This is a genomic window from Denitratisoma oestradiolicum (genome assembly GCF_902813185.1).
In the GTDB taxonomy this organism is placed as follows: Bacteria; Pseudomonadota; Gammaproteobacteria; order Burkholderiales; family Rhodocyclaceae; genus Denitratisoma; species Denitratisoma oestradiolicum.
The window spans coordinates 99757-124849 of the sequence record NZ_LR778302.1 but is presented as its reverse complement, the minus strand read 5'-3'; the positions used below and the strand labels follow the sequence as shown (position 1 = coordinate 124849).

Genomic DNA, 25093 nt, shown 5'->3' with positions numbered 1-25093 from the left:
AACAGGCCGCTTTCCGGCCGGCGCCTCGTCTATCGCGTGGCTTTCGTCTTGGCCCTTCAGCGGCGCACGGTAGCGGCGGCCGACCTGGTGAATCGAGCTGCCCAGGCGACCGACGCGCTCGCCGTCGTTGTTGTGTTGTTCTGTTGTATGGTGTATATTACAACATAACAACAACAACACTTTAACCCGACCTGAAAGGAGTCTTGCCATGGCGAGCGAAGCGATCATCACGGAAGAGTTGATTTGTAAGGCGGCCGAACAACTGGCTGCCGAGATTGCGGCCGACGGAACGAGACGGTGCGCGAGCTGTTGGCGAAGTGGACCAGCACGAAAGGCGGCAGCTACGCCACCATCGGCCCGGTGCTGCGGGCGTGGAAGGCACGGCGTAAGGCCGCCGAGTCGGCTGAGCCGGCGCGAGGCCGCACCCCAGGCGGTGCTCGATAAGGTGCAGGGCTGGGCCACCGAAATGTAGGGTGTGGCCCTGAGCTGGCTAACGGCCGCCTCGCGCGAGGCGTGAGGCACTGGAGATGCGCGGCCTCGATCTGGAGGCCGAGACCGCCGAGGCCCTGGCCCTGGCCGAGAAGCGCGAGGACGAGCGCGACGACGCCTCGCCGGCAGATCGCCGAGCTGGCCGACCAGCTCACTACCGCCCAGGCCGAGCGTGAGGCTCAGACCGAGCGGGCGGCAGCGGCCGAGGCAAGCGGCCGAGCTGGATAAGCGCGCCCAGGAGCCGCACGACGACGTGAAGGCCGAACGTGCGCGCCGGGACCACGCCGACGAGGCGCGCCGTACCGTGGAGGCTGAGCTGGCGACTCAGCGTGCCGATGGCGCCCGGCTAACGCAGCGGGCGGCCGACCTGGAACGCGAGCTGGAAGCGCACCGCGAGCGTAGCGCCGTTGCGCTCGACCAGGTGCGCGCCGATCTGGAGCGTGTGCAGGAGCAGGGCAAGGCCGACGCGGCGGCCGCGCGTCAAGAGCATGCCGAGGCCCTGGCGGCCCTTCGCAAGCAGCACGAGGGCGAGCTGGTGCGGCTGAAGGACGCCCATCAGCAGGCCATGCACGAGCAGAAGCAGCGCAGCGTCGACGTGATCGGCAAGCTGGAGGCGTCCAAGCAGCGGATGGAATCCGAACTGAACGCCGCGCGGAAGGGAGGCGCGCGAGGCGACGGGCCAACTTGGCCGGCTGACCGGCGAGCTGGATGCCCCTGCGTACCCAAGTCGCCACCCAGGAGGCGACGATTCGCGGCTTCACGAAGAAGGGTGATAAGTGATGGCAGAGAAGACGAGGATTGCCTGGACGGATAGCACTTTCAACCCGTGGATCGGATGCACGAAAGTGGGGTTGGGTTGCGATCATTGTTATGCCGAGGCACTGATGGACAAGCGCTGGCACCGCGTTTCCTGGGAAGCGGCCAGCCGCGCCAGCGCACCAGCGCCGCGAACTGGCGCCAACCGTTGCTGTGGGAGAGGGGCACGAGGCGTTCGCACTGATGCATGGTCGCCGCCGTCGGGTCTTCTGCGCGAGCTTGGCTGACGTGTTCGACAACGAGGCACCGGACGCTTGGCGCGCTGACCTGTTCGCGCTGATCGAGGCACACCCACACTTGGACTGGTTGCTGTTGACCAAACGTATCGGCAACGTCCGTACCATGGCGCCGGCCGCCGGCCTACCTGCGAATGTATGGCTTGGCGCAACGATGGTGAATCAATCCGAGTACGACCGCGACGTACATAAGTTGCTGGCCGTGGAGGCGAGCGTCTGATTTGTGAGCGTTGAGCCGATGGTAGGCGCGATCACGGGCGGCGATGCACTGACCGGTGTGGACTGGGTGATTGTGGGCGGCGAAAGTGGTTTCGGTGCGCGCGCCGATTCAGCGCGGATGGATCGACAGCCTACGGCGTGAGTGTGCTTCGGCCGGCGTGGCCTTCTTCTTTAAGCAGTGGGGCGGACCGACGTCGACGGCCAGGGGCTGCGTGCTGGACGGCGCAGAGTTCAAATCCTGGCCCACTGCCGCACCAGTTCGCCCAGCACCCCGCCAAGACGCGCCCGTCTGGTAACTGGAGTCATCTTTCGCGCGCGAAAGCGACTTCAAGCCACGGGCCGCAGGTCTTCGACCGTTCGCGGGCCGGCTTCCTTGATGAGCTGCGCCAGTTGTGCGCGCAGCGCCGGATCGTTCAGCCCGTTCTCCGCGTGTTCGAGCGCATTGCGCAGCCACCAGCCGCGCTTGCAGCCCGAAAGCGTCTCCAGTGCCTTCAGGGTTGCCCGGTACAGGCCGAAGCCGGTTTTGTAATTGGCGGGTGCTTGCATTGTTGATGCCTTTCTATGCTTTCACGATGCTTTCATTTTATCGCGTTACGCTATTGACGGTCAATAGTTCGCGGGGTAGAATAACGGCATTGCTTCAGTGATGGAGCGATGCCCCGGCAGGGGTGACGGTGAGCAGACCAGACCCCAGCCGTTTAGACCATCTTCAACCCTTCCGCATAAGGACAGCGACCATGCAAACCGCCCAGGCCGACACCACCACACAAGCCACGGATTACCCGCAATGGGTGATTGTTGAGAACGCCGGCACCGATACCGAAGACGTGGAGCGACCACCACACGTTCAAGGCCGCGCTGAAGGAGCTGGAGAGTTGCGGCGGGACGGATAACGGCTTCGACCTGATGAAGCGCCTCCCCGATGGCACCCTGACCACGGAATTCTGACCCCATGCGCTGCATCGACCTCTTTGCCGGGGCCGGTGGCTTCATTGAAGAGCGCGCGCCTGGCCGCGCGCGCGTCGTGTGGGCCGCAAACCATTGGCCGCTGGCCGTTCAGTACCACCAGACCAACCACCCGGATACTTGGCACGAGTGCCAAGACCTCCAACAAGCCGACTGGCGCGCGGTGCCCGCGCATGATGTCGTGCTGGCTTCGCCAGCCTGCCAAGGGCATTCGCGGGCAAGGGGCCGCGAGCGGTCAGCATCATGACGCGCTGCAGCAGCTGGCTTGGGCCGTGGTGGCTTGCGCGGAATACCATCGCAGCCCGGTAATCCTGGTCGAGAACGTGCCCGACTTCGAGAAGTGGGTTCTCTACCCGGCTTGGCGCGATGCGCTGCGCCGGCTGGGCTACGCCGTCTCGCCGCATCTTGTCGATGCAGCGGATCATGGCGTGCCGCAGAATCGGCAGCGTCTGTTCCTGGTCTGCACGCGCTCGCGGCGGCCGCTACGCTTGTCGCTGCCGCGCCGCACGCACCGGCCCATTGCCGACGTGATCCAGTGGGATGCCCATCCGTGGAGCCCGATCCTCACGCCCAGGCGCAGCGAAAAGACCTTGCGCCAGATCGCGGTGGGTCGCGCCGCCCACGGCGACCGCTTCCTGATTCCTTACTATTCCAGCGGGAGCGGTTTGACCGGCCGTAGCATTCACCGGCCGGTCGGCACTATTACGACACGCGACCGTTGGGCGGTGATTGAGGGTGACAGGATGCGGATGCTCGCGGTGCCCGAGGCGCGCGGTGCGATGAGCTTCCCGCCGTCCTACGTGCTGCCGAGTGTTCCACCGTGATGCCATGCACTTGCTTGGTAATGCCGTCTGTCCTGTGGTGGCCGCGGATTTCCTCAATGAGCTGCGCTTGGCGGCTTGATTGTCTTCCTGGGGCCTTCGCCTCCTTGCCCGGTCCTGATCGACCCCGGACCCCTTGGCGTCTCCCTGCGGGGCCGGGCTTTCGTGCTGCGCATCGAGCCGTCGACCGGCAGAGCCGGTCTAGTCTCGCGCCCTGGCGGGCTTCAATCCCTGACGCCTTCGCGCCTGCGGCGCCGCGCTGCGCTTGCCTCCTGGGGATCGCTACGCGAACCGCCGCCGCGCGGGCTTGGCGTCCCCTGGGCGCCGGACAGGGCGAGCCCTGACTGGCTGGGCCTGGCGGTCTGGTCGGGCGACTTTCGCGCGCGAAAGTCGGGAACGTGGATCTGAATCCGTGGTGTGCCGGCGCTGGTGCGCTGAATCCGCTTCGCGCGGGGCCGCACTGCACCGCTCCTTCGCCTTGATTCGTCGTCATGGTGCCCTCCGGCCGGGCTTCTCCGGTCAAGGGCCGGGCTGCGCCCTGAAATCCTCACCCGTTCGGTGCTCGCCTGCGGCTGCGCTCCGCGTGCGGCTTCCGGTTTCACCCTTGACCGCGCCCGTCCTGCGTGCCCTGGACGCCGAGGCGATAGGTGAACGGTGCAGTGCAAAGGCCGGCCCGCGCTCCGCTGGCCATGTGGGTGCTCGAAGGGGTAGGGAGCATGCGCCCCTGCGGGCGACGAACGGCGAGACAGGGGCCTGTTCCGGCCCCCAAACCCCGACCCGAGGGCTCCAGGTTCCGGTCGGCAGGGGGAGAAGCGCAAGGCCGGGAGGGGCAAAAAAAGATGGGTTTTTCTTCGTCAAACTATTGACGGTCAATAGTTTTATGGTAGAATATGCCTCATGGTGTAGGAACAAAGAACGGTTCTTCACCAGGTACTCAAGACCTGTCATCAACCCAGCAAAGGAGCTTCGATCATGGCCAGCATCAACACCTTCACCATCGTGGGCAATGTCACCAAGGACGTGGAGCTGCGCTACACGCCCAGCGGCACGCCCGCTGTGACCTTCACCGTTGCCGTGGATAACGTCTATTACGACCGCGACGGCAAGAAGCACGAGGAAACCGACTTCATTCCGTCACCACCTACGGCAAGCGGGCCGAGAACGACGCCAAGTTTCTGAAGAAGGGTTCCATGGTGGCCGTGATGGGCCGGATTCGGAGCTGGTACAAGGCCGACGAGCGCAAGGGTGGCTTCAACTTCGAGGCCGAGAACGTGCAATACCTGAGCCGCGCTGGTAACGGTGGCCGCCAAGGCGGCGAGGCTGGCCCGCAAAAGGCCCAGGGTGCCGAGGGGCACGACGACTGGATGCGCGACTACGACCGCGCCGAGCAGTCCGGCAACCCTGGCCGGCGCCGCTGATTTTCCGCCCTGGCGCGCCAGGCGAGCAGGCCGATGCGCCAGTCCTTCAACCCTAGACCGTCATCAACTCCCAGGAGAACACAAATGCAACTCGCAAGCCGCTTCCGCAACGCCACCGGCACCCGTGCTGATCGTCCGCTGTCCGACGAGGAAATCCGCGCCGTGGCCCCTCGATCTTCGCTGAGGCCGCCCACGAAAGCCGCTCTTCGCGGTACACCACATTCCGACCATCGACGTGCTGAATGGCCTGCGCCGCGGGGGCTTCCAGCCCTTCATGGCTTGCCAAACCCGTGTCCGCGACGACGGCAAGCGCGAGCACACCAAGCACATGATCCGCCTGCGTCACGCCGACCAGATCGCCGGCCGGGAGGCGAACGAAATCATCCTGCTGAACAGCCACGACGGCACGAGCAGCTATCAGATGCTCGCCGGCATGTTCCGCTTCGTCTGCCAGAACGGCATGGTGTGCGGCGGACGACGAACGATATTCGGGTGCGCCATAACGGCGACGTGGTGGGCGAAGTCATCGAAGGCGCCTTCAAGGTGCTGGATAGCTTCGAGACCATCGGCGAGCAGCGCGAAGCCATGCAGGCGTTGACGGTCAATCCCGGCGAGGCAGGCCGCCTTTGCCCGTGCTGCGCTGATGCTCAAAGTACGACGAGGACGCAGGCGCCGCGCCGGTCACTGAAACCCAGGTGCTGGCCCGCGCCGCTTCGAGGACCGCCGCGACGATATGTGGACCACGTTCAATCGCGTGCAAGAGAACTTGCTGAAAGGTGGCTTGCGCGGCCGCAACCGTGCCGGCCGGACCACGACCACGCGCCCGGTCAATGGCATTGACCAGAATGTGAAGCTCAACCGCGCCTTGTGGGTGCTGGCTGAAGAAATGCGCCGCCTGAAGGGCTAACCCGAGCCGCCCGGCCACGCTGTACGCGCGGCCGGGCCTCCCCGCCACTACACGAAGGACGACACCATGAGCAGCCACCACGAATGGGCCGCGGAAGTCACCGCCCGGCACGACGCGCAAAAGCCCTATGCACCCGAGAACGGCCAGCCCTTGCGGTTCAAAGCCGGCGATCCGGTGATCTACACGAACCCGGCGGGCATTGAGTTTCCCTTGCGCGTCACCGGCTTCTATCAGCGCCCGGCTTCGCCGTGCGGCCAGTACGCGAACGGCGCGCGCTACCTGCTGGACTGGGATTGCCCGTGGTTCCCGGTTCCTGAATCCCGCTTGCGCCTGGACGAATCCCGCGCCGTGCCCGAGCTGGATGCCGCCGCTGCGATCCGCTGACGCACACCAGGGCGAGCAGGCCCGCGCGTGCGCGTCACCCTTAGACCATCCAACCCAAGGATATGGCCATGAGCAAGACCACCACCGACACCGCCACCAACGAACTGATTCGCCACGCCATCGCCGCATGGGGTTACTTGGTGCGCTGGGGTTCCCGCCTGACCCTAGCCGAGTTCGCGGCCGCGATCCGCCGCCACTCGACCCATGGGCGCGCCGAGACCCTGGCCGCCGCGCTCGAATCGGCCACGGGCTTTGTGGCCCGCGACTGGCGCGGCTTCCGCGCCAACTGGCAATGCTGATGACCCCCGCCCGCCTGCGCGGGCGGGCGCTCTTTGGGCTGCGCCCCGCCGCGCGGCATCCTGCTGCGCTAGGCCGGTACGGCTTCGCCGTCCGGCGTGGCCCTTCTCGGGTGTTCAGCGTGGGCGTGAGAGCTGGCCAGGGCTTCGGTTCCCGCAAGCCGAAACGTGGGCTTTGCCTGGCGTGTGCAAAGCGCGGCATGACGCAATGGCGGGCCACGGCTACGGGAATGCTCCGCTGGTGCCAGTATTGCCAGCACAGCGAAGGGCAGGGCGTCTATGACCTGTTACACCAGAATTCCCGCCGTCGTTAGGGCGTCTCCCCTGCGGGGCCGGGCTTTCGTGCTGCGCATCGAGCCGTCGACCGGCGAGCCGGTCTAGTCTCGCCCCTGGCGGGCTTCAATCCCTGACGCCTTCGCGCCTGCGGCGCTGCGCGCTGCGCTTGCCTCCTGGGGGATCGCTACGCGAACCCCCGCCGCGCGGGCTTGGCGTCCCCCTGGGGCGCCGGACAGGGCGAGCCCTGACCGGCTGGGCCTGGCGGCCTGGTCGGGCGACTTTCGCGCGCGAAAGTCGGGAACGTGGATCTGAATCCGTGGTGTGCCGGCGCTGGTGCGCTGAATCCGCTTCGCGCGGGGCCGCACTGCACCGCTCCTTCGCCTTGATTCGTCGTCATGGTGCCCTCCGGCCGGGCTTCTCCGGTCAAGGGCCGGGCTGCGCCCTGAAATCCTCACCCGTTCGGTGCTCGCCTGCGGCTGCGCTCCGCGTGCGGCTTCCGGTTTCACCCTTGACCGCGCCCGTCCTGCGTGCCCCTGGACGCCGAGGCGATAGGTAGACGGTGCAGTGCAAAGGCCGGCCCCGCGCTCCGCTGGCCATGTGGGTGCTCGAAGGGGTAGGGAGCATGCGCCCTGCGGGTCGACGAACAGCGGACAGGGGGCCTGTTCCGGCCCCAAACCCCGGCCCGAGGGCTCCAGGTTCCGGTCGGCGGGGAAAAGCGCAAGGCCGGGAGGGTGCAAAAAGATGGTTTTCTTCGTCAAACTATTGACGGTCAATAGTTCGCGGGGTAGAATGACGGCATTGCTTCAGTGATGGAGCGATGCCCCGGCAGGTGACGGTGAGCAGACCAGACCCCAGCCGCTTAGACCATCTTCAACCCGTTTCACGAGGAAGACCGACATGCAGACCATGACCGCCACCTATTCGCCCGATGACAACAAGCTGCGCCTTTACAGCTCTTCGCGCCTGGACAGCGCGACCTATGAGCGCGTGAAGGCGGCCGGTTTCAAGTGGGCACCGCGTCAAGAGCTTTTCGTGGCGCCGATGTGGACGCCGGCCCGCGAAGACCTGTTGCTTGAGCTGTGCGGCGAGATTGGCGACGAGGATACAAGCTTGGTTGAGCGCGCCGAGGAACGCGCCGACCGGTTCGGCGACTACAGCGACAAGCGCGCCAGTGATGCCGAGTCGGCCCGCAGGGCTGTTTCCTCCATCGCTGACGGCATCCCTTCGGTCAGCCGATCCTGGTGGGGCACCACAGCGAGCGCCGCGCGCGCAAGGATGCCGAGCGGATCGAGAACGGCATGCGCCGTGCCGTGAAGATGTGGGAAACGTCGGAATACTGGAAGCACCGTGCAGCCGGCGCCCTGCGCCATGCGAAATACAAGGAATTGCCGGCCGTCCGGCATCGCCGCATCAAGGGCCTGGAGGCCGACAAGCGCAAACAGGGCGCGCGATTGCCGAGGCGGAACAGTTCCTGAAGCATTGGCGCGCCGAGGGCCTGACGCTCGACCAGGCCAAGGCCATCGCCAACTATGACCACATTTCCCGCTGCTTCAGCCTGACCGACTATCCGCGCAACCCGCCGGCTTCGCAGTACGAAGGCGCCATGTCTCTTTGGTCCGCCCTCGATGGCGGCATCATCGACGCCGCGCAGGCCCGCGATATCGCCATCCCTGCCCATGAGCGCACGATGGCATGGGCGCGCCGCTGGCTGGAGCACTACGAGAACCGCATCGGCTACGAACGCGCCATGCTGGACGAGCAAGGCGGCCTGAAGGCCGAGGGCCAGGACATCCAGCCCGGCGGGCGTGTCCTGATTGATAACGAATGGCTGATCGTGGTCCGCGTCAACAAGAAGGACGGCAAGCCCGTGAGCGTCACCACCAACGCGCGTTATGTGCGCGTGCGCGGCATCGAGGAAATCAAGGAATACCAGGCCCCGACCGCCGAACAGGCCGCCTTGGTCGAGAAGGCCACCAAGCTGCCGCCCTTGGTGAACTATCCGGGCGAAGGCTTTGCCCATATGACCAAGGCCGAATATGACCGCGTGCCCAAGGACTACAAAGGCACCAACAAGATCAAGGCCACGGACACGGCCGGCGCGCATCGCGTCCGCACCTGCATGGGCTGCTACTGCATGCCGAAGGAATCGGACTTCAACAAGCGCCATTCCTACCCCAATGTTTTCATCACCGACGCCAAGCGCGTCGATCCGCCGGCGGCCGTGGCCGCCGAGCCGGTGAAACTGGAGCGAGTGCCGGCGGCCGTGGAGCCCTGCGGCTACCAGACCACCGCGACGACGTGCAGCAAGCCCAACGTCGCCGGCCATCAGGCCATCGACTGCGCCACTTGCGAGACCGGCACCGCGCAGAATGAAGCCGCCAAGGCGGCGGCCGAGAACCGGCCGCAGCCTTCCAGGCTATGCGCGACCAGCTCAAGGCCGGCGGGTGCAGGTTGTGAGCGCCCGCAGCTCTTCCCCACCCAGCGCGCCTGGCTGCGCGCATGGTGGAACTGGCCGACATCGAGCCCGGAATGCGCGTGCTGGAGCCGAGCGCCGGCACTGGTCGCATTCTCGACCAGTTGCCCGAGGGCTGCGAAGTGGTGGCCGTGGAGATTAACGCCTCTTTGGGCGGCCGCCTCGATGCGACCCGCCGCGCCGTGGTGATCGGTGACTTCCTGCAATGCACGCCCGAAACCCTGTGGGGATCATTCGACCGCATTCTGATGAATCCGCCCTTTGCCCTTCCTGAAGCCGGGCGGCAAGCTGGTGGCGATCTGCGCCAATGGGCCGCGCCAGAACGCCCAGCTCCGGCCGCTGGTGGAGCAGCGCGGCGGCGAATGGGAAGACCTGCCGCCCGACACCTTCGCGGACTCCGGCACCGCCGTGAACATCGCTCTTTTCACCTTGACCGCCTGACCCACCACCACACGCCCCGGCTTCGCCGGGGCCTCTCAGGGAGTACGCACCATGCACCCGATTTTCATGCCTTGGGTTGACCTGCTGCCGGAGGTGGGCGACCCGATCCGCAACGACCGCGACCACCTGGCCGCCGCGCTCGCCGATGCCGAGCTGCTGGAGAAGCGCGCGGCCGCGCTGCGCGAGACCGTGCGCGCTGGGCGCGCGGCCCTTCTGGATCGCATCTTGACCCGCTGGACCATGCGCGACATCGAGCAGGCCGCGACGGCGGCCGGCGAGCAGGGCCAGCCCTTCCCGCCGGCCTTCGTGCCTGATCCTGTCTTGCGCGAGGCGCTGCGCGCCCTGGATGGCGCGGCTTCCCCGCTCGACATCCTGCGCGCCTTCACCGCTGGCCGCGTGATCCGCCAGCACAACCTTTTCAGCACGGCGACAGCGGCCGAGCGTGACGAGACCCTGCACCGCGTCATGGACTGGTGGAACTATGGCGCCGTGCCCCTCCTGGCCCGGCTGGACGGGTAGGGGAGGGCGGCACCATGTCGACCGAGGACGACGCCAAGAACAAGGCTATCGACGATGAGGCCGCCGCCCTGGTGGCGGCCGTCGCGCCGGCTGCCGTCGCGGCGCTGATCGCCCGGTATTCCGAGGCGGAACACGTCGGCATCCGCTCGAACTGGTACGAGCTGGACCCGCATTCCGCGCGGCGCGTGCCGGTGGCACCCGCCGCGCGTGCGGGCTACCTGGCCAAGCTGATCGACTCGAACCAAGCCGAGCTTCAGCGCGACATTGCCCGTTACAACGATCTGCGCGCGCGCGGGCTGGCCGCCCTTTCCCGCTGCGACATTCTCATTTCCAGCGGTGGGCGCCCACTTGAGGCCCTGCGCTGCGCGCTGGACCTCAAGACCGCCCATATTTCCTATCACCTGTCGATTCTGGTGCGGCTCGCCCTGGAGCTGGAAGACGCCCACGCCGCGCAGGCCCGCACTATCCGGCCGGCGCCGGCCGCTGTGCCCGCGCCGACGGCGGCCCGGGCCGCCGTCGATATGTCCGCCTTCCGGCCCGGTGTTCGCTGCGAAATCGTCGCCGCTTCACACCCGTCCGCGTCCCGTGACGTGGGCAAGCGGGTGATCGTGGATCGCGCCAATCCTGAATACGGTTCCGTTTGGGCGCACGATGACAAGCCCGTGACCTACCGCACCGACCGCGCCGGCCGGCGCGTGGTGGACCACGATCCGCGCTGCATTCAGACGATCTACGGCGTGGACCAGCTCCGGGTGCTGCCGTGATGGGCGCGCGGCGGTGGCGCGCCGGCTGCTGCTGGCAGCGGCCCGCCTTCGGCGGGCTGGGGTCGCGGGCCTGTCGGCCCGCCGCTATGCCCGGCTCTGGCGAGCGCGCTACCGCGCGCTGCTTGGCCGGGCTTTCTCCCTTGGCGCTGTTGCGGCTGCTGTTTGGCCTTCCTTCCCTCTTGTGTGGCTTCCTATGCCTGTTTCTTGCCTTCCGGGCGAATCGTCCCGCTACGCGGGCCGACCGGGCTGCTCCAGGTTCGCGCATTCGCGCTCATCCCCGCGTTGCGGGGACTGCTGCGCAGCCTTGCACATCCCTTTCGCTTGCGCCCTCCGGGCGCTTACCGCCTTGCCAACCTGGCCGCCTTCCCCCGACCGTTCGCGTGGTCGCGGTGGCTGCTCGAAGTTACCCGCCTTCTTTGTCGGCACTACCCGCCGAGTGGTGGCGCCATGCGTCCTTTCGCGGCTTCCCGATCTGGCCGCCCATCGCCTTCGTCGGCCTCGCCGGCAGCGGCGCTAGAGACCTGCCCGCAAGCGGGCAGGGCAGAACAGGTGCCCGCCCGGTCCCTCCCTGCGATCGGGCTGCGGCCTCGGCTGCGCCTTGGCGATCGGTCATCCTGTCACGTCGCCCTGCACCGCGCCGAAACCCTGCCGGCGCCCTTCGGGCCGACCGCCTGCGGCGACTTTGCGAGGCGGCCAGATCGGTCCGCTACCCGCCAAAGGAGATCCACATGAATGCGCCCCTTCCTCCCTGCTCCCGCGTCCGCGCCGACCAGCTCCGCGAAGTCCTGCGCTACTGCGCCCGCCGTCCCTACCGTCGCCCCTGCATCATCGCCGGCCCCCTCGGTGGCCACTTCGTTGCCGTCTGACGCGGCGACGCCGCCGGCCGGCGGCGTCTTGGGCTTCGCCTGAAGTGAGCTTTCGCGCGCGAAAGCTGGACAACTGCACGAAGGGGGTCCGTGGTGTGCAGAGGGTAGGGATTGCCTGTCACTTCCAAGGGTGTCAGTTCGTTCTCGCCGTCAAGGGCTGCGCGCCCTGGCGGGCGCTTGCGGCCGATGGCCGTTTCACCCTTGACCGCTGCGCTGCGAACCGATCCAGAGGAAGTAGGCAATCCCGCCCACTTCCTGGAGTCCGACAAATGACCGCTTCGCACATCGACCTTTTCACCATCGACGACAACGGCCAGTTCCAACTGGCGACCGCCGAGCACGTCATCGAGGCCGCGCTGGCCATCCTTGACGAGAAGGTGATGCGCAACGGCCTGATTTCGGCGCCGTCCGACGCCAACGCCTATTTCTCGCTGCGCCTCGGTGCCCTGGAGCATGAAGTGTTCGCCGCGATCTTCCTTGACGCGCAGAACCGCGTCATCGAGTACATCGAGCTGTTCCGGGGCACGCTGACGCAGACCTCGGTCTATCCCCGCGAAGTGGTGAAGACCGCGCTGCGCCTCAACGCCGCCGCCGTCATCTTCGCGCACAACCACCCGTCCGGCCTGGCCGAGCCGTCGCGTGCCGACGAGTCACTGACCCAGGTGCTGAAGAACGCGCTCGCGCTGGTCGACGTGCGCGTGCTCGATCACATCGTCGTGGCCGGCGGGGCCAATGTGTCCTTCGCCCAACGCGGGCTGCTCTGACGCGCAGCCTGTCACCCGGCCTACCGGCCGGGTGACACATTCCCATCCGTGGGAACAACTTTACGTCTTTTCGGTTTTCCGGCCCGGCGGCCGAAAACCCAGTAGTTTTAACGACCGTTTTCACGGTCGCCTTTTCCTGTCGGAAAAGTCCATTAAACCTACCGGCGATCCTGGTAAAATAACGCCCCGAAGACCTTTTCATTACCGGGGGTGCATCTTGAGCGAATCACGCGCGATCTACGGCTCGAATACGGGCCTTCTGAGCGATTTTCCCGAGCCGTTGAGGCCCGCCCTTCACCTGGTCGAAAAAACCGGCTCTGCCGAAGCCGGCCTTCTGTTGCTCCAGTTCGTCGCCGCCTTCGCCCACCCCGACTACATGTGCAACTTGGCCATGCTCGAACCTCTGCCCATTGAGCACAAGGAAGCCGCCCTGGAGTTCTTCGAGTTCTGCCTGACCAGCGGCCTGTCGGCCGACGAGCGCGCGGCGCTGCTTCGCTTCGTCGAAGCGCGCTTGGCGCAACCGCCGCGCGGCGCTGCGCGCCCGCGCTAACTCACCTGGCCGCGATCATGTCTTCTTCGCTGATGGATCGTGCCCAGGGTCTTGCTGCCGCCTCGTTCGACGGCTTCGCCTTGAACGTCGGGCTTGGCTCGCTCGCTTTGCTCGCGGGCTGGTTTCTCGGCCATCTCATGGGATTGGCCATTTCGCGGCTCGTCGCCTCCCGGCGACTCGCCAGCTTCGCGCGCTCCGCGTGCCCATTGCTGGGCATCGCGGGTGCCTTCCCGCTCGCCTACTTTCTCTTTTCCGTTCCTGAGCCTCGTGCCGGATGCCAACCTACTTTGGCTACCTTCGCGTGTCGCGCGACTCCCAGGACGTTGCTTCGCAACGCCTGGGGCTGCTCGACTACGCCAACACTCACGGCTATTCGCCGCTCGTGCTGGTCGATGAGACCGTCAGCCGCGATCAATCGTGGCGCAAGCGCGCCATTGGCGATCTGCTTCTCAACAAGGCCCAGCCGGGCGACTTCATTCTTACGCCTGAATTCACCCGGCTGGGGTCTTCTCCCATCCAGGTCTTTTCCATCCTCGAAGCGGCGGCCGAACGCCGGGTGACGCTCATTGTTACGAAGACGGCCACCGTCATGGACGGCGGCCTCAATTCTCAAATTCAGGCGGTCGCTTTCTCGATAGCCTCCATGATCGAGCTGGATTTCATCCGCATGCGCACCCGCGAGGGTTTGCAGCGCGCCCGCAATGAGGGGCGCGTCCTCGGCCGCCCGAAGGGCAGCACCGGCCGCTTGAAGCTCGACCCCCAACGCGAGCGCGTGGGCGAGCTGTACCTGTGGTCTTACACCGCCTCGCTTGGCCAAGCACTTCGACGTTTCTGAGAGACCATGCGCAAGTTCCTTGCGCGGCACTTCCCCAAGAGATCACCGGATTGACACGGCCGGCCCTTCGGTCCGTCCGTGTCAATCCGGTCTTTCCGCTTCGTTAGGTTCCTGGCTCTTCGTTCCGGCTTTGCCGGAACTCGGGCCGTGGACCGCTACGCTCTCGCCGGCTCGATGGCGCCCGGCCTTCGGTCGGCCACCGTCCTTGACAGCGCGCGCCTGTCTCGCCATTGGCCTGTTGCCGCTCGCCTGCCTACCTCCGCGCAATACGCGGCCTGGCCTTAGCTTGGTGGCCGCCTATCCACTATCGCTTCTAGGCTCTCCACTGTCCGCCTCGTAGGCCGCTACCTTTGCCATCTTGCTTCGTGTCGCCGGTCCGTCGCGGTTCCCGCTGCCGCCATTCGGCGGCCGTCCCAGCCCGTCCGCTTTGCGGCCGGAATTGCGCAACTTTCGCACGCGAAAGTCGGGGAGGCGCTAGACGGCTTCCCTCGCTTTGCTGCGGTTCGCCTTGCGCATTCTCCCGCTTTCCGTCCTGCTGTTTCGTTCCGCGCTTGTGCCGCGTCACGCAGGGTCGGAAAATGCGAAAGGCGAAGGCGGCCTTCTTCGTCCGCCGCCTTCGCCTTTCCTCTTCACGCAACCGCGCCCGTTCCGTGGCGTGTGCCGGTTGCCCTGATTTCTGAATGGCTGCACTACAGCGTGCCCCATTCCCTTTCGTGATCGTCCGTTGAAATGCGCTCCAGGATGCGGGCGCATCCTTCCGCGTCGTTGGCGTAGAACCCCACGTCAAGGCCGTAGGGGTTCGTGAGCCAGATTTCCGCACCGTCCGCGTTGATCGCCCAGCCGTCGATTTCCGCGCGACCGTGCGCTCTCAGGTGCTGGTGCAACTTGTGGCTTCCGATGTTTGGCTCCATCGTTTTCACCGTTCTTTGCTGGGCGAATCGTCCCGCTTTGCGGGCCGACCGGGCTGCTCCAGGTTCGCGCATTCGCGCTCATCCCCGCTGCGCGGGGACTGCTGCGCAGCCTTGCACATCCCTTTCGCTTGCGCCCTCCGGGCGCTAGGCCGTGCCTCCGTCCGCCGCCGCGTTTCCCACAAGCTCAACAGGCCCTCGCGCTGATCCGCTTTCCCACAAGAGGTTTCATGTGGAAAAGCGGGCGCGACCGTTGCCTCCTGCGATATTGAGGTATCGCGGGCAACGGCTCCGGTGCCTGGTGATTTGTGGAAAACGCTTATCCGCTGCCTGTGCCGGCCTGTCCCTGGATGCGTCAAAGACCACCTCCACCCGTTTCGCCTCCCCGTGAGGGGACCGATAAAGGCGCGCCTCTGGCCTCCGGGCCGTCTCTCTTACAAGCGCCGCGTTTCCACAAGCTCCACAGGCCATCGCGCTTTTCCGGTTTCCCACAAGAAGCCTCTTGTGGGAAACCGGGCGCGACCCTCTCCCTTTGGGATATTGGGGTATCCCCGGTCGAGGGCAATGCGGCCTATGGATTTGTGGAAAACGCTCATTGGCTGGCCTCGGCCGTCACCGGCTCCGGCTGCGTCTTTTGAACGGGCTTCGCCGGCTCTGCCGGCTTCGACCCATCTTCAACGAGAAGCGCCTTGATCTTCGGCAGTGCCGCCTTCCACTGGTCGGCGGGAACCACATCAAGGCGTTCCGCCTTGATGAGTTCCAGCACCGCCTTTTGGTTTCGCTCGCGTTCCTTGCGTTGTTGGTCTCGTTGACGTTCCTGGAGACGGCGCAACTTCTCCGCTGCCTTCTGGATTTCCTCGTCGAGCGATCCGGCCTTGCGGCCCGGCTTGCTCGTCGTATTCGCTTCACTCATGGCTCACCTCGTTGAAATGGGATTGGTGGGAAACCGCCCTGATCGTCACGGCCTCACGCGGCCGTCGATCCGTGCCATTCTACCAAATGGCCGGTTTTCTCCACTAGGGCCTTGAGAGTCGGAAATGCACCGTTCTTCCAGCTCGCAGGGCAAGCCCGCGCCCCGGAAGAACGGTCACACACCACGCAACATAGTTGCCGGCGTTAAAAACCGCGCTGTGGCGCGGCTTTTAACGCGCATACACCGACGAGACACCGCGCATACACCGAAAATGCTATAATGGTCTAAACCGTTGTCAGGACTAGCGAATGCCAAGACAGAAAGGAACGGGCAAGGGGTCGACAAAACCGATTACCCTGCGCCTCGACGATGACACCGAGACCTTCTACAAGCGGAAGGCCAACGAGCACGGAATCAGTCTTTCCGAGTATCTTCGCCAAACGCTTGTACAGGGCGTAATTGCTGAGAACATCCGCGAGGCCGAAGAGCGCATCAGGGCGCTTTTCGCTGAAGCGCGGGCCGTCGCCGCGCCTGCTGCCGGCGGCGTTGTTTCGGATGATTTGCAGTTGGCGGTCTATACCTGCGAGGCGATGCTGATGGCCATCGTGGAGGCGCGTGATACCCAAGCCCTCTACGACGCGCAGAACGCGGCGCGGGCCAAGTTGAAGAAGCTGAAAGGAGCTTAGGATGGCGAAACGCGAAGAGAAGGGAAGCATGGGCAGTTTCTCGCGTGGTGCGGAAATCTGGATGCACCAGGCGCGACTGTTCCTAGTGGCTGTCTGGACGGTTGTCCTGTTGGCGCTGGTGATCGGCATCGGCGTTGCCGGAACGTACTTCTACACTGTCGCCGACCCGGCGGCTAAGTACGGGCTGGAGCGCAATTGGCTGGCCAAAACCCGCGAGGCGCTTTTCATGACGGCCGGCAAGATGGAGCTGAACATCGAAGGTCAGCCGAGAATGCTGGAGGTCAAAGAGGTGGCGGAATTGACCGAAGAACTGGCCGACGATGCGCTACGAACCATGCGCAACGGCATCCTGTTCGGCGCTCTGACCTCCATCGGGTTCGTGTTTCTCGTTAGCCTTTACTGGTGGGGTTACGGCAAGGGCAAAATGAGCGACAAGCAGTTGCGCGGCGCTTCCTTGGTGGATGGCCCGGAGCTGAAGAAGCTGATGAAGTCGCGCGACGATTGCAGTCCCTACGAGCTTGCCGGCGTGCCAATGCGGCGCAAGTCAGAGACGCTGCATACCTTGATCGGCGGCGCCCAGGGCACGGGTAAGTCACAACAGTTCTTCGCGCTCATGAAACAAGTTCGCGCCCAGGGCAAGCGCGCTATCGTCTATGACCCGACCGGCGAGTTCACCCAGGCGTTCTACCGCGAAGGCAAAGACATCCTGATGAATCCGCTCGACGCGCGAAGCCCGAACTGGAATATCTGGAACGAAATCGAAAAGGACTACCACTTCGACAATTTGGCCAACGGTCTGATTCCCGATCCGGCCGAGGCCGATCCGTTTTGGGCTGCGGCGGGCCGGATGGTCCTCAAGGACGTGTATCGCGTTCTTGGCCGCGAGAACCGGCGCAGCAATAGGGAGCTGTACAACTCGATTGCCAAGAGCAACCTGGACGCGCTGCACGCGCTCTTGCAGGGGACGGCGGGCGCGACCTACGTGGACCCGACGACCGAGCGCACCGGCATGTCGCTCAAGATGACCGTGCAGAATCAGTTGGAGGCGTTCCGCTTCCTGCACGATGAAGGTGAGTCCTTCTCCATTCGTCGCTGGGTGCATGACGACTCCGATTCATGGATGTTCATCACCGCGCGCGAAGCGATGCGGGAGGCCCTGAAGCCGGTTCTGTCTTTGTGGATCGACACGGCAATCAAAGCCGTGCTCGACCTGGAGGCGATCCACCGCGAGCGGCTTTGGTTCTTCATCGACGAATTGCCGACCTTGCAGAAGCTCGACATTCTCAAGCTTGCGCTGACGAACACACGGAAGTACGGCTTGTGCGTGGTGCTGGGCGTGCAGGACTTCAGCCAGCTTTACGAAATCTACGGGCACGATCTGGCCAAGACGATCATCTCCGGGTGTCAGACCAAACTCCTGTTGCGCGTGACCGATGGCGCCGCCGCGAAGCTCTTGGCGGAACTGATGGGGCAGGCGGAAGTCGATGAGAAGGAGGAAACGTTGAGCTACGGCCTCAACGCCCAGCGCGACGGCGTGAGCATTTTTGCCCGGCGCTCGATGCGCGACATCGTGCTGACTTCCGAAATTTTGACGCTGCCGGACATGACCGGCTATCTGGTGGTGCCGGGCGATTACCCGATTGCCAAGGTGCGTTACGACTACGTGCCGACCGCCAAAGTTGCCGAGGGCTTCCGTGAGCGCGACGGCTTCGGTATTTCGTTCAAGCCGAAGCCGGCTATCCCCCTTGCAGCGGCGGCGGCCTCGGGCGGCGATCTGCTGGACGATGATTCAATAGATGAGGGGATTCAGGAAGTCGTGGTTCAACCGGGGGGCGAGGTGGTGGCCAAGGACACGGGTGAAATCGTCGGTCGGGCCGAGACACTTTCGCACGCGAAAACGGCGCCGGAGCCTGCCGCACCGGCCGAGCCGCCGAAGCCCAACCCGCTCGCCGATGCACTCTAGGAGTTCGCGCATGATCGCAAGCAAACGTCGTTTTGTCCTGGCCGCCGCACTGGCGGCCTTTTCCGTTTCCGCCGTTGGGCAGGCGGCCTTGCTGCCGCCCGAGGAAGCCTTCCGCGCGTCGGCCCGGCAGGTTGCGCCTGGCGTGGTGGAAATCGCCTACACCATCGCGCCGGGCTACTACCTGTACCGGGAGCGTTTTTCGTTTTCTACCCCGGAGCCCACCAGCCGCGTCGAGAGCGTTGTGATGCCGGACCCACGGGTTAAACATGATCGCGCCCTGGATGCGCAGGTTGCCTACTATGCCCAACAGGTCGTGGTGCGGGTGGCTGTCGTGGGGGCTGGCGAGCGTGCAATTGATCGCCAAGGCTCAAGGGTGCGCCGAGGTCGGTGTGTGCTACCCGCCACTGACGCGCACCTATCGCGTATCGTTGCGCGGGGGGATGAAGGGATGATTAGCCTTAACAACGTCGGCAGCGCCGGGCAGGCGTTGCATTACTTCTCGAAGGACAACTACTACACCCAGGATCAGGGCTTGGAGCATTCCGAGTGGTTCGGTAATGGTGCCGAGCATCTTGGGTTGTCTGGCCAGATCGACCGGGCGGCTTTCTTCGAGCTGCTGGAGGGCAAGGTCGAAGGTCAGGAGTTGGGCAAGTGGGTGCGGAACGAAGAGACGGGCGAGAAGGAACGCGAGCACCGCCCCGGCACCGACATGACCTTTTCCGCGCCCAAGAGCGTTTCGTTGGTGGCCGAGATCCAAGGCACCCGCGACGTGCGCGAAGCCCATGAGGCGGCCGTCAAGAAGGCGCTGGGTTATATCGAACGCGAACTGGCGCAGACCCGGCAGACCGAGGGCGGCAAGACCGAGGCGGTGAAGACCGGCAACCTCACGGTGGCCATGTTCCGCCACAACACCAGCCGCGAGCTGGACCCGCAGACCCATACCCACGCGGTCATCATGAACGCCACACGGCGCGAGGATGGCCAGTGGCGGTCGCTGACCAATGACGAAATCTACAACGCGCAGCGCGTCATCGGCGCCATCTATACCTCCGAGCTGGCCGACCGCTTGCAGGCCCTGGGCTACGACATCCGCAGAACCGACGAGAAGGGCAACTTCGAGATCGCCGGCATCACGCGCGAGCAGATCGAGCACTTCAGCCAGCGCCGGGCCGAGATCGAGGCCGCCTTGAAGGCCAAGGGTGTGGACATCGACGACGCCAGCGCCCAGCAGAAGGAAGACGCAACCCTCAAGACCCGTGCCCGCAAGGTCGACGTTGACCATGATGCGCTGATCGCCGACTGGAAGGCGAGGGCCAAGGAGGTGGGCATCGACTTCGATGCCATCCAGGCCAAGGCCGATGCCCAGCGCGCCCAAGGCGGCGTGATTCGTGACGACAAGCTGACCGGGCGCCAGGCGATGGAATTTGCCGCCGCCCACCTGATCGAGCGCGAGGCGGTGGTCTCCAAGAATGACTTGATGGCGGCCGCCATCGAGCACGGCGCCGGCCGCGTCTCAGCATCCGAAGTGCAACGCGCCTTCGACAAGCTGGAGCGGGATGGTGACCTCGTGAAGCTGCCGGACGGCGGCTACACCACCAAGAAAATGCTGGGCAGTGAAATGTGGGCGCTGGACCAGGTTCGCGCCCAAAAGGGCCAAACACCCCGGATGATGGAGCCCGAGGCGGTGGCAGCGCGCATCGCCCAGGCCGAGGGGCGCCAGGGCTTCAAGTACAGCGACGGCCAGAAGGACGCCATCAGCAAGGTGCTGACCAGCCAAGACCGCTATGTGGCCGTGCAAGGTCTCGCCGGCACCGGCAAGACCACCATGCTCAAATCCCTGCGCGAGTTGGCCCAGGAGCAGGGTTATACCGTGCGCGGCATGGCGCCGACCGGCGCCGCAAGCAAGGTCTTGGCACGCGAAACCGGGATCGCCACCGATACCGTCTCGATGTTCCAGATCAAGGAGCGGCAGCTACAGAAAGACATCGAGTTTGCGAAGCAGTATGCCCCGGACTTCGTGCGTAAGGCCGAGGTCTGGATCGTCGATGAATCCTCTTTCCTGTCGCAGCGGCAGAAGGCGCAGCTCGACCACATGGCCGAGAAGGCCGGCGCCAAGGTGGTCTATTTGGGCGACACCCTCCAGCTCCAGGGCGTCGAGGCCGGCAAACCCTTCGAGTTGGCGCAGAAAGACGGAATCGAGACGGCCTACATGACCGAGATCAACCGGCAGAAGACGCCGGACTTGAAACAGGCCGTCGATGTCATCACCGGGCGCGACGGATTGCAGCCAGGTCAGCGGCTGACCCAAGTGGCGCTGGCCAACAATGCCAGGGCCTTTGCCTTCATGGACAAGACCGGTATGGTCCGCGAGGTCAAGGGCGACTCGGGCCAACTCATTGGCGCCGTCGTGGATGACATCCTCAAGCTAGGCAAGGCCGAGCGCGAGCGCACCATCGTGATTACCGCCTACAACGAGGATCGCCGCGCCATCAATGCCGGCGTGCGCGAAGGGCTCAAGGCCCAGGGGGAGTTGTCCCGCAGCGAGGACACCCGGGAGATTCTGGTTTCCAAGGGCTGGACGCGCGCCATGCAGAAGGAGGCGCAGTATTACCAAGCCGGCGACGTGGTGCGCTTCGGACGCGACTACCAGCAGATCGCGGCCAAGAAAGGCGAATACATGCGGGTGGCCGCCGTGGATGCGCCGGCCGGCACCGTGGTGCTGAAGAAGGAGGATGGCACCACCATCGCCTGGCAGCCGAAGAAGCACAACAAGATCGAGGTCTACGACAGCGATACCCGCGAGCTGGCCCAGGGCGACCTGATCCGCATCACGCGAAACGAAGGCGAGTTCAAGAACGGGGAAATCGCGCGGGTTTCGGCTGTGGCCGGCGAGCGCGTTACCTTGGAGCTGCGCCAGGGCAAGGATGTGAGCTTGCACCAGGTCGATCTAAGCCGGAACAAGCATTGGGACCACGCCTACGCCTCGACCGTGCATGCCTCTCAGGGCGCCACCCAGCACCGCGCCATCTTCCACATTCGGGCACCGGAGACGGAGAGCGAGTTCAAACAGGCGCGCGCACTCGATAATATGGCCAAGGTTTTCGGGGATCGCAGCTTTTACGTGGGCGCTACACGCGCGAGCCACGAGCTGCGCATCTATACCAACAACAAGGATGTGGCAGCTCAGGCGGTGGCGGCCAAGCAGGACAAGACCAGTGCCGTCGAAACACTCCGTCGTCATGAACATGCAGCGCCCACGCAGGACAAAAACGCTGACGTGACGCGGTAATTGCGGCACAATGTCAACTTTCGCGCGCGAAAGTTGCCACCGCTCAACCGATTTTCGCCTGTCTCCAAGTCACCTTAGACTTGTGAAAGGACGCCTTTGAAGAGAACAGATGCCAAACCATGACCGACCCTAACGACGCCGACAAGACGGCCGAGGGCCGAGGGAAAAAACGACGGCGCACCCATATCTACGGTGATCGAAGAACGGTGTCGTTGCGGATGGAACCCGCCCTGCATGAGCGCATGATGGAGCTGTGTGACGAGCTGGCCACCCCGGCCAATACCTACGTGATAGGACTCATCGAGGCGGACCTGAAGAAGCGCCGACGCTAACTACCGCACAGCCCGCCGAAACCGGGTATACCCCGACCCACCCTAATCCCAATATCATGTAGCGGATAAAGGTGCGGCCGGGAGGGCTTATTGTGGGTGCGACATCGCTTCTTGCTATTGACTGGAAACGGCTGGCCACGGTCTTTGTGCCGGCCTTGCTGATCGCTGCCATCAGTATCTACGTCCTGGGCTACCGTGCCCCGGCCAACCCCGACCCCAAGGTGCTGCCGGGGCGCGCGCTGGCCGCCTACGACGATCTGTACCCGATCCGGGCTGACGATGCGGGCGCCCTCTATCTGGATCGGGAGCGCTTCACCAAGGCGGTCGATTACCTCACCGAACACCCGTCGCCGCGCGCCATCGCCGATCTGATCTACCTCGGTAACTCCAACAATGTCACCTTGATGCTCGATGGCGCCACCAAGGCCAAATACCTTCTGCTTTCCCAGCAACCCGACTATGCGGCGCTGGGGGAGGTTGATCGGGAGAAGGATCGGATTTTCCAGTCCTACCGCGACATCGTGAATGGCATGGGGCAGACCTTCGCCGGCACGCCCATCGAAATCGTCTTACACGACACGCGCAACCCGCTGCGCTCGATCATCGCCGTGCAAAACCCGATTTCCGGGCGGCGCCTGGGCGACACCAACACCAACTTCGGCATCCAGCTCATCAGGAATTACAGCTACGGCGAGGGCCAGGGGCAGGGCCGTGGCGGATCGTTCATCAGCTACGACCTGGCCCTCAAGGACGGCCGGGCGGTCAAGTCCACCACGATCCCGATCTTCCACGACGTTTACGGGCTGATCGGTTTCATCTGCATCAACATCGACATTTCCAAGCTGGACAAGCAACATCCCGAGGCGGTCGCCCATTTCATCGAGAGCTTTCGGGCCACGATGGCCAACGACGCGATTTCGGAAATGATCCAAAACAGCAAGCGCAAAGACTGATTTTTCAACCACTACGGAAAGGAAACCCTCATGGACGCTGGCGCCATTCAAGACCATATCGAATATCTCCAGTTCGAGCTGAAGCGGCCGCTACTGGTGATGAAGGCCCCCAAGGGCATTCTCGGCTGCGGCTACATCAACGTCGAAACCTGCAACAAGACCGGCGAGGTCTGCGCCATCGTGACCGGCGTCAACACCTTCGACGACATGCGCAAGGCCAAGGTGGTAGCGGCCTCCAACCAAGCCGCTGAGCTAGGCATCGCGGTAGGCGACACGGGTGAATCCGCGCTAAACAAGATGCGCTGACCGTCCGCCGTCATGGAACCCTCGGCGTGGACCTGACCATCATCTACTACACGAGCTGCGCCTTCGTGCTGACGGTGTTCGCCGTCAGTCTTTTCCTGGCGGTCAAGGGCAACCGGGCCGCCAAGTATTTCCTATGGGTGTGGGCGGCTCTGCTGATCCTCGCACTACCCTACATCACCCGCGCCAACATGATTTCCAGCATGGCGGCCGGTCTGATGCTGGTCTTCTTCCTGTATGTGCTCTACCTCACAGCGAGCTACGGCATGGCGCGCGTCGATGTCTCACACGAAGAGACCCGCCGCGTGCTGGCCGAATCGAACCGGCGGATCGACGAGGAACGGCGCACGCTCGCGCGCCGGCTGCATGATGAGGTCAATCCTCAACTGCTCTTGAGCCGCAACGTCTTGAAGCAGCTCGAACCGCTGATCCAGGACAACGAGCGGGCCGCCGCCTTGCTGGCCAACGCCCAAAACATGGTGTCCGATGCCTATGCGCAGATGCGCGACATCATCAAGAACACCCGTATCGAAGTGATCGACTCCATCGGCTTTACCGCCGCGCTGGAATCCATGGTCGCCCACTACACGAGTGTTTGCGACAAGCCGGCGATCATCCTCGACCACAACCTGCCCAAGCGCCCTGAGCTGCCCGAGGCCGTGGCCGTGAGTGCCTACAAGATTATCCGCGAAGCGCTCTTCAACGCCATCAAACACGCGAGCGCCAACCAGGTCCGCGTCTCGGTGCAGTACAGTAAGGCGCTCGGTCTCTACAAGGTCGAAGTGACCGATGACGGGGTGGGGATCAAAGCATCCCCCAAGAGCGAGGACAGCGCCGGCATCGGCCTGATCGACATGCGCGAGCGGGCGCGCGTATTGGGCGGCAAACTGAAAGTGCAGTGCGCGGATACCGCCAACCCCAAGCGGCCAGGCACGCGGGTCAGCTTCTCGTTTTCGGGTCGGTCGTCGTGACGCCGTAGCGGATCGCCAGCTTGGTGATGTCCGCCGGGTTCTCGACACTGAGCTTCGTCTTCACGCTCTTCATGAGCGTTCCCACCGTCTTGGTCGACAAGCCCATTTCGGCCGCAATCTCGATGAGCGATGCGCCGTCCGCCGTCATGGCGAAGGCGCGCATTTCCTTCTCATCGAGCAGCTTGTTCGGATTGCGATCCTTCACCGCCGACCAGGCCAGAAGCTGCGCAATCTCAGGGGAAAATATTCCTTCCCTTCGGCCACGGTCTTGATTGCTTCGTGCAGCACTTCCGTGCTCTCGTCCTTGCGCACGAACGCCAGCACGCCGAGCTTGTAGGACTTCTCGATGATGTACTGATCGTCGAACTGGCTGAACACGATGATCTTGGCTGAGTGGTCGCGGGCCAGTAATTCCTCACAGGCATCGAGCCCGTTTTCCCCGGCGTTGCGTGTGTCAAATCGCACATCAATGACGAGCACATCCGGCTTGACTTCCATGTAGCGATCTATCAGCCCGTCCAGGCTGTAGGCCACTTCCACAACGTCAATACCGTAATCCTTCAAAACATCGCGGAAGCCGGCGACGAGTAGCCGGTGATCGTCCGCCAGAAACACTCTAATTCCCACTTTTTCACCTACAGGTCCAAGGGGGGATCGCGCCGATCCCGATGGTCGATTGGCCGTTGTCCAGGACAACCAGCCGTGCAAGACGCCACGCCAACGGCGGGCAGGGTA

General features: G+C 64.4%; 26 protein-coding genes and 4 pseudogenes. 24 read left to right on the top strand and 6 right to left on the bottom strand.

Translation table 11 applies throughout. From position 1 onward, the window contains the following. Positions 1 to 231 (bottom strand): hypothetical protein (locus tag DENOEST_RS20435; RefSeq protein ID WP_232096631.1); only part of this gene is annotated, 231 nt, incomplete at its 3' end. A 511-nt stretch (positions 232 to 742) separates the two neighbouring features. Here DENOEST_RS20435 and DENOEST_RS20430 point away from each other — a divergent pair. Both DENOEST_RS20430 and DENOEST_RS19840 read left to right on the top strand, forming a co-directional pair. Continuing rightward, entirely contained in the window at positions 743 to 1303 is a 561-nt protein-coding gene (locus DENOEST_RS20430; protein WP_232096630.1) for a hypothetical protein, read from the top strand. Then, positions 1269 to 1945, top strand: a pseudogene (locus DENOEST_RS19840) (phage Gp37/Gp68 family protein); the annotation flags it as partial. The gene DENOEST_RS20430 and the pseudogene DENOEST_RS19840, both read left to right, overlap by 35 nt. A 142-nt stretch (positions 1946 to 2087) precedes the next feature. Here the strand turns inward: DENOEST_RS19840 and DENOEST_RS19835 are convergent. Next, positions 2088 to 2306 (bottom strand): hypothetical protein, encoded by a 219-nt coding sequence (locus DENOEST_RS19835; RefSeq protein ID WP_183148368.1) that lies wholly within the window; start codon positions 2304 to 2306, stop codon positions 2088 to 2090. A gap of 191 nt (positions 2307 to 2497) precedes the next feature. On the opposite strand from DENOEST_RS19835, the gene DENOEST_RS19830 reads away from it, so the two are divergent. The 15 genes and pseudogenes from DENOEST_RS19830 to DENOEST_RS19765 all read left to right on the top strand — a co-directional run bounded on the left by DENOEST_RS19830 (position 2498) and on the right by DENOEST_RS19765 (position 14040). Beyond that, complete coding sequence (locus DENOEST_RS19830; protein ID WP_232096629.1) at positions 2498 to 2653, top strand: hypothetical protein; 156 nt, start codon at positions 2498 to 2500, stop codon at positions 2651 to 2653. 59 nt (positions 2654 to 2712) lie between these two features. Continuing rightward, positions 2713 to 3629 (top strand): annotated as a pseudogene (locus tag DENOEST_RS19825) (DNA cytosine methyltransferase). Between the two features lie 890 nt (positions 3630 to 4519). Further along, positions 4520 to 4726 (top strand): single-stranded DNA-binding protein, encoded by a 207-nt coding sequence (locus tag DENOEST_RS20425; protein WP_232096628.1) that lies wholly within the window; start codon positions 4520 to 4522, stop codon positions 4724 to 4726. A 23-nt stretch (positions 4727 to 4749) separates the two neighbouring features. Then, on the top strand, positions 4750 to 4965 hold the full coding sequence (locus tag DENOEST_RS20415; protein WP_232096627.1) for a hypothetical protein: 216 nt from the start codon (positions 4750 to 4752) through the stop codon (positions 4963 to 4965). Positions 4966 to 5049: 84 nt separating this feature from the next. Beyond that, a pseudogene (locus DENOEST_RS20550) lies at positions 5050 to 5872 on the top strand (DUF932 domain-containing protein). Between the two features lie 66 nt (positions 5873 to 5938). Further along, positions 5939 to 6256, top strand: coding sequence for a hypothetical protein (locus DENOEST_RS19810; protein ID WP_183148363.1), 318 nt, complete (start codon positions 5939 to 5941; stop codon positions 6254 to 6256). A gap of 68 nt (positions 6257 to 6324) precedes the next feature. After that, positions 6325 to 6555: a hypothetical protein gene (locus DENOEST_RS19805; RefSeq protein WP_183148362.1), complete on the top strand. Its 231-nt coding sequence runs from the start codon at positions 6325 to 6327 to the stop codon at positions 6553 to 6555. Between the two features lie 1170 nt (positions 6556 to 7725). After that, positions 7726 to 9049 (top strand): annotated as a pseudogene (locus DENOEST_RS20715) (DUF3560 domain-containing protein); the annotation flags it as partial. A 513-nt stretch (positions 9050 to 9562) separates the two neighbouring features. Beyond that, positions 9563 to 9742 (top strand): hypothetical protein, encoded by a 180-nt coding sequence (locus DENOEST_RS20395; RefSeq protein WP_232096623.1) that lies wholly within the window; start codon positions 9563 to 9565, stop codon positions 9740 to 9742. Between the two features lie 51 nt (positions 9743 to 9793). Then, on the top strand, positions 9794 to 10261 hold the full coding sequence (gene kleA, locus DENOEST_RS19790) for a stable inheritance protein KleA (protein WP_183148360.1): 468 nt from the start codon (positions 9794 to 9796) through the stop codon (positions 10259 to 10261). 14 nt (positions 10262 to 10275) lie between these two features. Then, complete coding sequence (locus DENOEST_RS20390; RefSeq protein WP_232096611.1) at positions 10276 to 11025, top strand: hypothetical protein; 750 nt, start codon at positions 10276 to 10278, stop codon at positions 11023 to 11025. 728 nt (positions 11026 to 11753) lie between these two features. Then, positions 11754 to 11891 carry a hypothetical protein gene (locus DENOEST_RS19780; protein WP_183148359.1) on the top strand — a complete coding sequence of 46 codons (138 nt, stop codon included), beginning with the start codon at positions 11754 to 11756 and terminating at the stop codon, positions 11889 to 11891. A gap of 269 nt (positions 11892 to 12160) precedes the next feature. Beyond that, on the top strand, positions 12161 to 12655 hold the full coding sequence (gene radC, locus DENOEST_RS19775) for a RadC family protein (protein WP_183148358.1): 495 nt from the start codon (positions 12161 to 12163) through the stop codon (positions 12653 to 12655). Between the two features lie 217 nt (positions 12656 to 12872). After that, complete coding sequence (locus DENOEST_RS19770) at positions 12873 to 13205, top strand: hypothetical protein (RefSeq protein ID WP_183148357.1); 333 nt, start codon at positions 12873 to 12875, stop codon at positions 13203 to 13205. Between the two features lie 274 nt (positions 13206 to 13479). Next, entirely contained in the window at positions 13480 to 14040 is a 561-nt protein-coding gene (locus DENOEST_RS19765) for a recombinase family protein (RefSeq protein ID WP_232096622.1), read from the top strand. Positions 14041 to 14729: 689 nt separating this feature from the next. Here the strand turns inward: DENOEST_RS19765 and DENOEST_RS19760 are convergent. Both DENOEST_RS19760 and DENOEST_RS19755 read right to left on the bottom strand, forming a co-directional pair. Continuing rightward, entirely contained in the window at positions 14730 to 15023 is a 294-nt protein-coding gene (locus DENOEST_RS19760) for a hypothetical protein (RefSeq protein WP_232096610.1), read from the bottom strand. A 517-nt stretch (positions 15024 to 15540) separates the two neighbouring features. Beyond that, the gene (locus tag DENOEST_RS19755) at positions 15541 to 15861 is read right to left on the bottom strand and encodes a hypothetical protein (protein WP_183148354.1); all 321 of its coding nucleotides are present in this window, start codon (positions 15859 to 15861) and stop codon (positions 15541 to 15543) included. 308 nt (positions 15862 to 16169) lie between these two features. Here DENOEST_RS19755 and DENOEST_RS19750 point away from each other — a divergent pair, with 308 nt between their 5' ends. The 7 genes from DENOEST_RS19750 (at position 16170) to DENOEST_RS19715 (ending at position 24358) form a co-directional block, all read left to right on the top strand. Continuing rightward, on the top strand, positions 16170 to 16547 hold the full coding sequence (locus DENOEST_RS19750) for a plasmid mobilization protein (protein ID WP_183148353.1): 378 nt from the start codon (positions 16170 to 16172) through the stop codon (positions 16545 to 16547). 1 nt (position 16548) lies between these two features. Further along, positions 16549 to 18510, top strand: a complete 1962-nt coding sequence (locus DENOEST_RS19745; protein WP_183148396.1) for a type IV secretion system DNA-binding domain-containing protein — start codon at positions 16549 to 16551, stop codon at positions 18508 to 18510. 10 nt (positions 18511 to 18520) lie between these two features. After that, the gene (mobF, locus tag DENOEST_RS19735; protein WP_269475924.1) at positions 18521 to 21799 is read left to right on the top strand and encodes a MobF family relaxase; all 3279 of its coding nucleotides are present in this window, start codon (positions 18521 to 18523) and stop codon (positions 21797 to 21799) included. Between the two features lie 119 nt (positions 21800 to 21918). Next, positions 21919 to 22131 (top strand): hypothetical protein, encoded by a 213-nt coding sequence (locus DENOEST_RS19730; RefSeq protein ID WP_183148350.1) that lies wholly within the window; start codon positions 21919 to 21921, stop codon positions 22129 to 22131. A 92-nt stretch (positions 22132 to 22223) separates the two neighbouring features. Beyond that, a complete protein-coding gene (locus tag DENOEST_RS19725) occupies positions 22224 to 23084 on the top strand; it encodes a PAS domain-containing protein (protein WP_232096607.1) in 861 nt (286 codons plus the stop codon). 30 nt (positions 23085 to 23114) lie between these two features. Continuing rightward, complete coding sequence (locus tag DENOEST_RS19720; RefSeq protein ID WP_183148349.1) at positions 23115 to 23390, top strand: YunC family protein; 276 nt, start codon at positions 23115 to 23117, stop codon at positions 23388 to 23390. A gap of 26 nt (positions 23391 to 23416) precedes the next feature. Then, entirely contained in the window at positions 23417 to 24358 is a 942-nt protein-coding gene (locus DENOEST_RS19715; RefSeq protein WP_183148348.1) for a sensor histidine kinase, read from the top strand. On the opposite strand, the gene DENOEST_RS20385 is transcribed toward DENOEST_RS19715, so the two are convergent. Both DENOEST_RS20385 and DENOEST_RS20380 read right to left on the bottom strand, forming a co-directional pair. Further along, a complete protein-coding gene (locus DENOEST_RS20385; RefSeq protein ID WP_232096621.1) occupies positions 24327 to 24563 on the bottom strand; it encodes a helix-turn-helix transcriptional regulator in 237 nt (78 codons plus the stop codon). The two genes, DENOEST_RS19715 and DENOEST_RS20385, sit on opposite strands and share 32 nt — an antisense overlap. After that, positions 24560 to 24973, bottom strand: coding sequence for a response regulator (locus DENOEST_RS20380; protein ID WP_232096620.1), 414 nt, complete (start codon positions 24971 to 24973; stop codon positions 24560 to 24562). The genes DENOEST_RS20385 and DENOEST_RS20380 overlap by 4 nt, the downstream gene beginning before the upstream one ends. Positions 24974 to 25093 lie beyond the last annotated feature (120 nt).

What these genes read in the sequence shown, in the direction of transcription:
- DENOEST_RS19835 (WP_183148368.1), bottom strand. Translation starts at nt 2,306, where the DNA reads ATGCAAGCACCCGCCAATTACAAAACCGGCTTCGGCCTGTACCGGGCA.
- DENOEST_RS19830 (WP_232096629.1), top strand. Translation starts at nt 2,498, where the DNA reads ATGCAAACCGCCCAGGCCGACACCACCACACAAGCCACGGATTACCCG.
- DENOEST_RS20425 (WP_232096628.1), top strand. Translation starts at nt 4,520, where the DNA reads ATGGCCAGCATCAACACCTTCACCATCGTGGGCAATGTCACCAAGGAC.
- DENOEST_RS20415 (WP_232096627.1), top strand. Translation starts at nt 4,750, where the DNA reads ATGGGCCGGATTCGGAGCTGGTACAAGGCCGACGAGCGCAAGGGTGGC.
- DENOEST_RS19810 (WP_183148363.1), top strand. Translation starts at nt 5,939, where the DNA reads ATGAGCAGCCACCACGAATGGGCCGCGGAAGTCACCGCCCGGCACGAC.
- DENOEST_RS19805 (WP_183148362.1), top strand. Translation starts at nt 6,325, where the DNA reads ATGAGCAAGACCACCACCGACACCGCCACCAACGAACTGATTCGCCAC.
- kleA (WP_183148360.1), top strand. Translation starts at nt 9,794, where the DNA reads ATGCACCCGATTTTCATGCCTTGGGTTGACCTGCTGCCGGAGGTGGGC.
- DENOEST_RS20390 (WP_232096611.1), top strand. Translation starts at nt 10,276, where the DNA reads ATGTCGACCGAGGACGACGCCAAGAACAAGGCTATCGACGATGAGGCC.
- DENOEST_RS19780 (WP_183148359.1), top strand. Translation starts at nt 11,754, where the DNA reads ATGAATGCGCCCCTTCCTCCCTGCTCCCGCGTCCGCGCCGACCAGCTC.
- radC (WP_183148358.1), top strand. Translation starts at nt 12,161, where the DNA reads ATGACCGCTTCGCACATCGACCTTTTCACCATCGACGACAACGGCCAG.
- DENOEST_RS19765 (WP_232096622.1), top strand. Translation starts at nt 13,480, where the DNA reads ATGCCAACCTACTTTGGCTACCTTCGCGTGTCGCGCGACTCCCAGGAC.
- DENOEST_RS19760 (WP_232096610.1), bottom strand. Translation starts at nt 15,023, where the DNA reads ATGCGCGAACCTGGAGCAGCCCGGTCGGCCCGCAAAGCGGGACGATTC.
- DENOEST_RS19755 (WP_183148354.1), bottom strand. Translation starts at nt 15,861, where the DNA reads ATGAGTGAAGCGAATACGACGAGCAAGCCGGGCCGCAAGGCCGGATCG.
- DENOEST_RS19750 (WP_183148353.1), top strand. Translation starts at nt 16,170, where the DNA reads ATGCCAAGACAGAAAGGAACGGGCAAGGGGTCGACAAAACCGATTACC.
- DENOEST_RS19745 (WP_183148396.1), top strand. Translation starts at nt 16,549, where the DNA reads ATGGCGAAACGCGAAGAGAAGGGAAGCATGGGCAGTTTCTCGCGTGGT.
- mobF (WP_269475924.1), top strand. Translation starts at nt 18,521, where the DNA reads ATGATCGCAAGCAAACGTCGTTTTGTCCTGGCCGCCGCACTGGCGGCC.
- DENOEST_RS19730 (WP_183148350.1), top strand. Translation starts at nt 21,919, where the DNA reads ATGACCGACCCTAACGACGCCGACAAGACGGCCGAGGGCCGAGGGAAA.
- DENOEST_RS19720 (WP_183148349.1), top strand. Translation starts at nt 23,115, where the DNA reads ATGGACGCTGGCGCCATTCAAGACCATATCGAATATCTCCAGTTCGAG.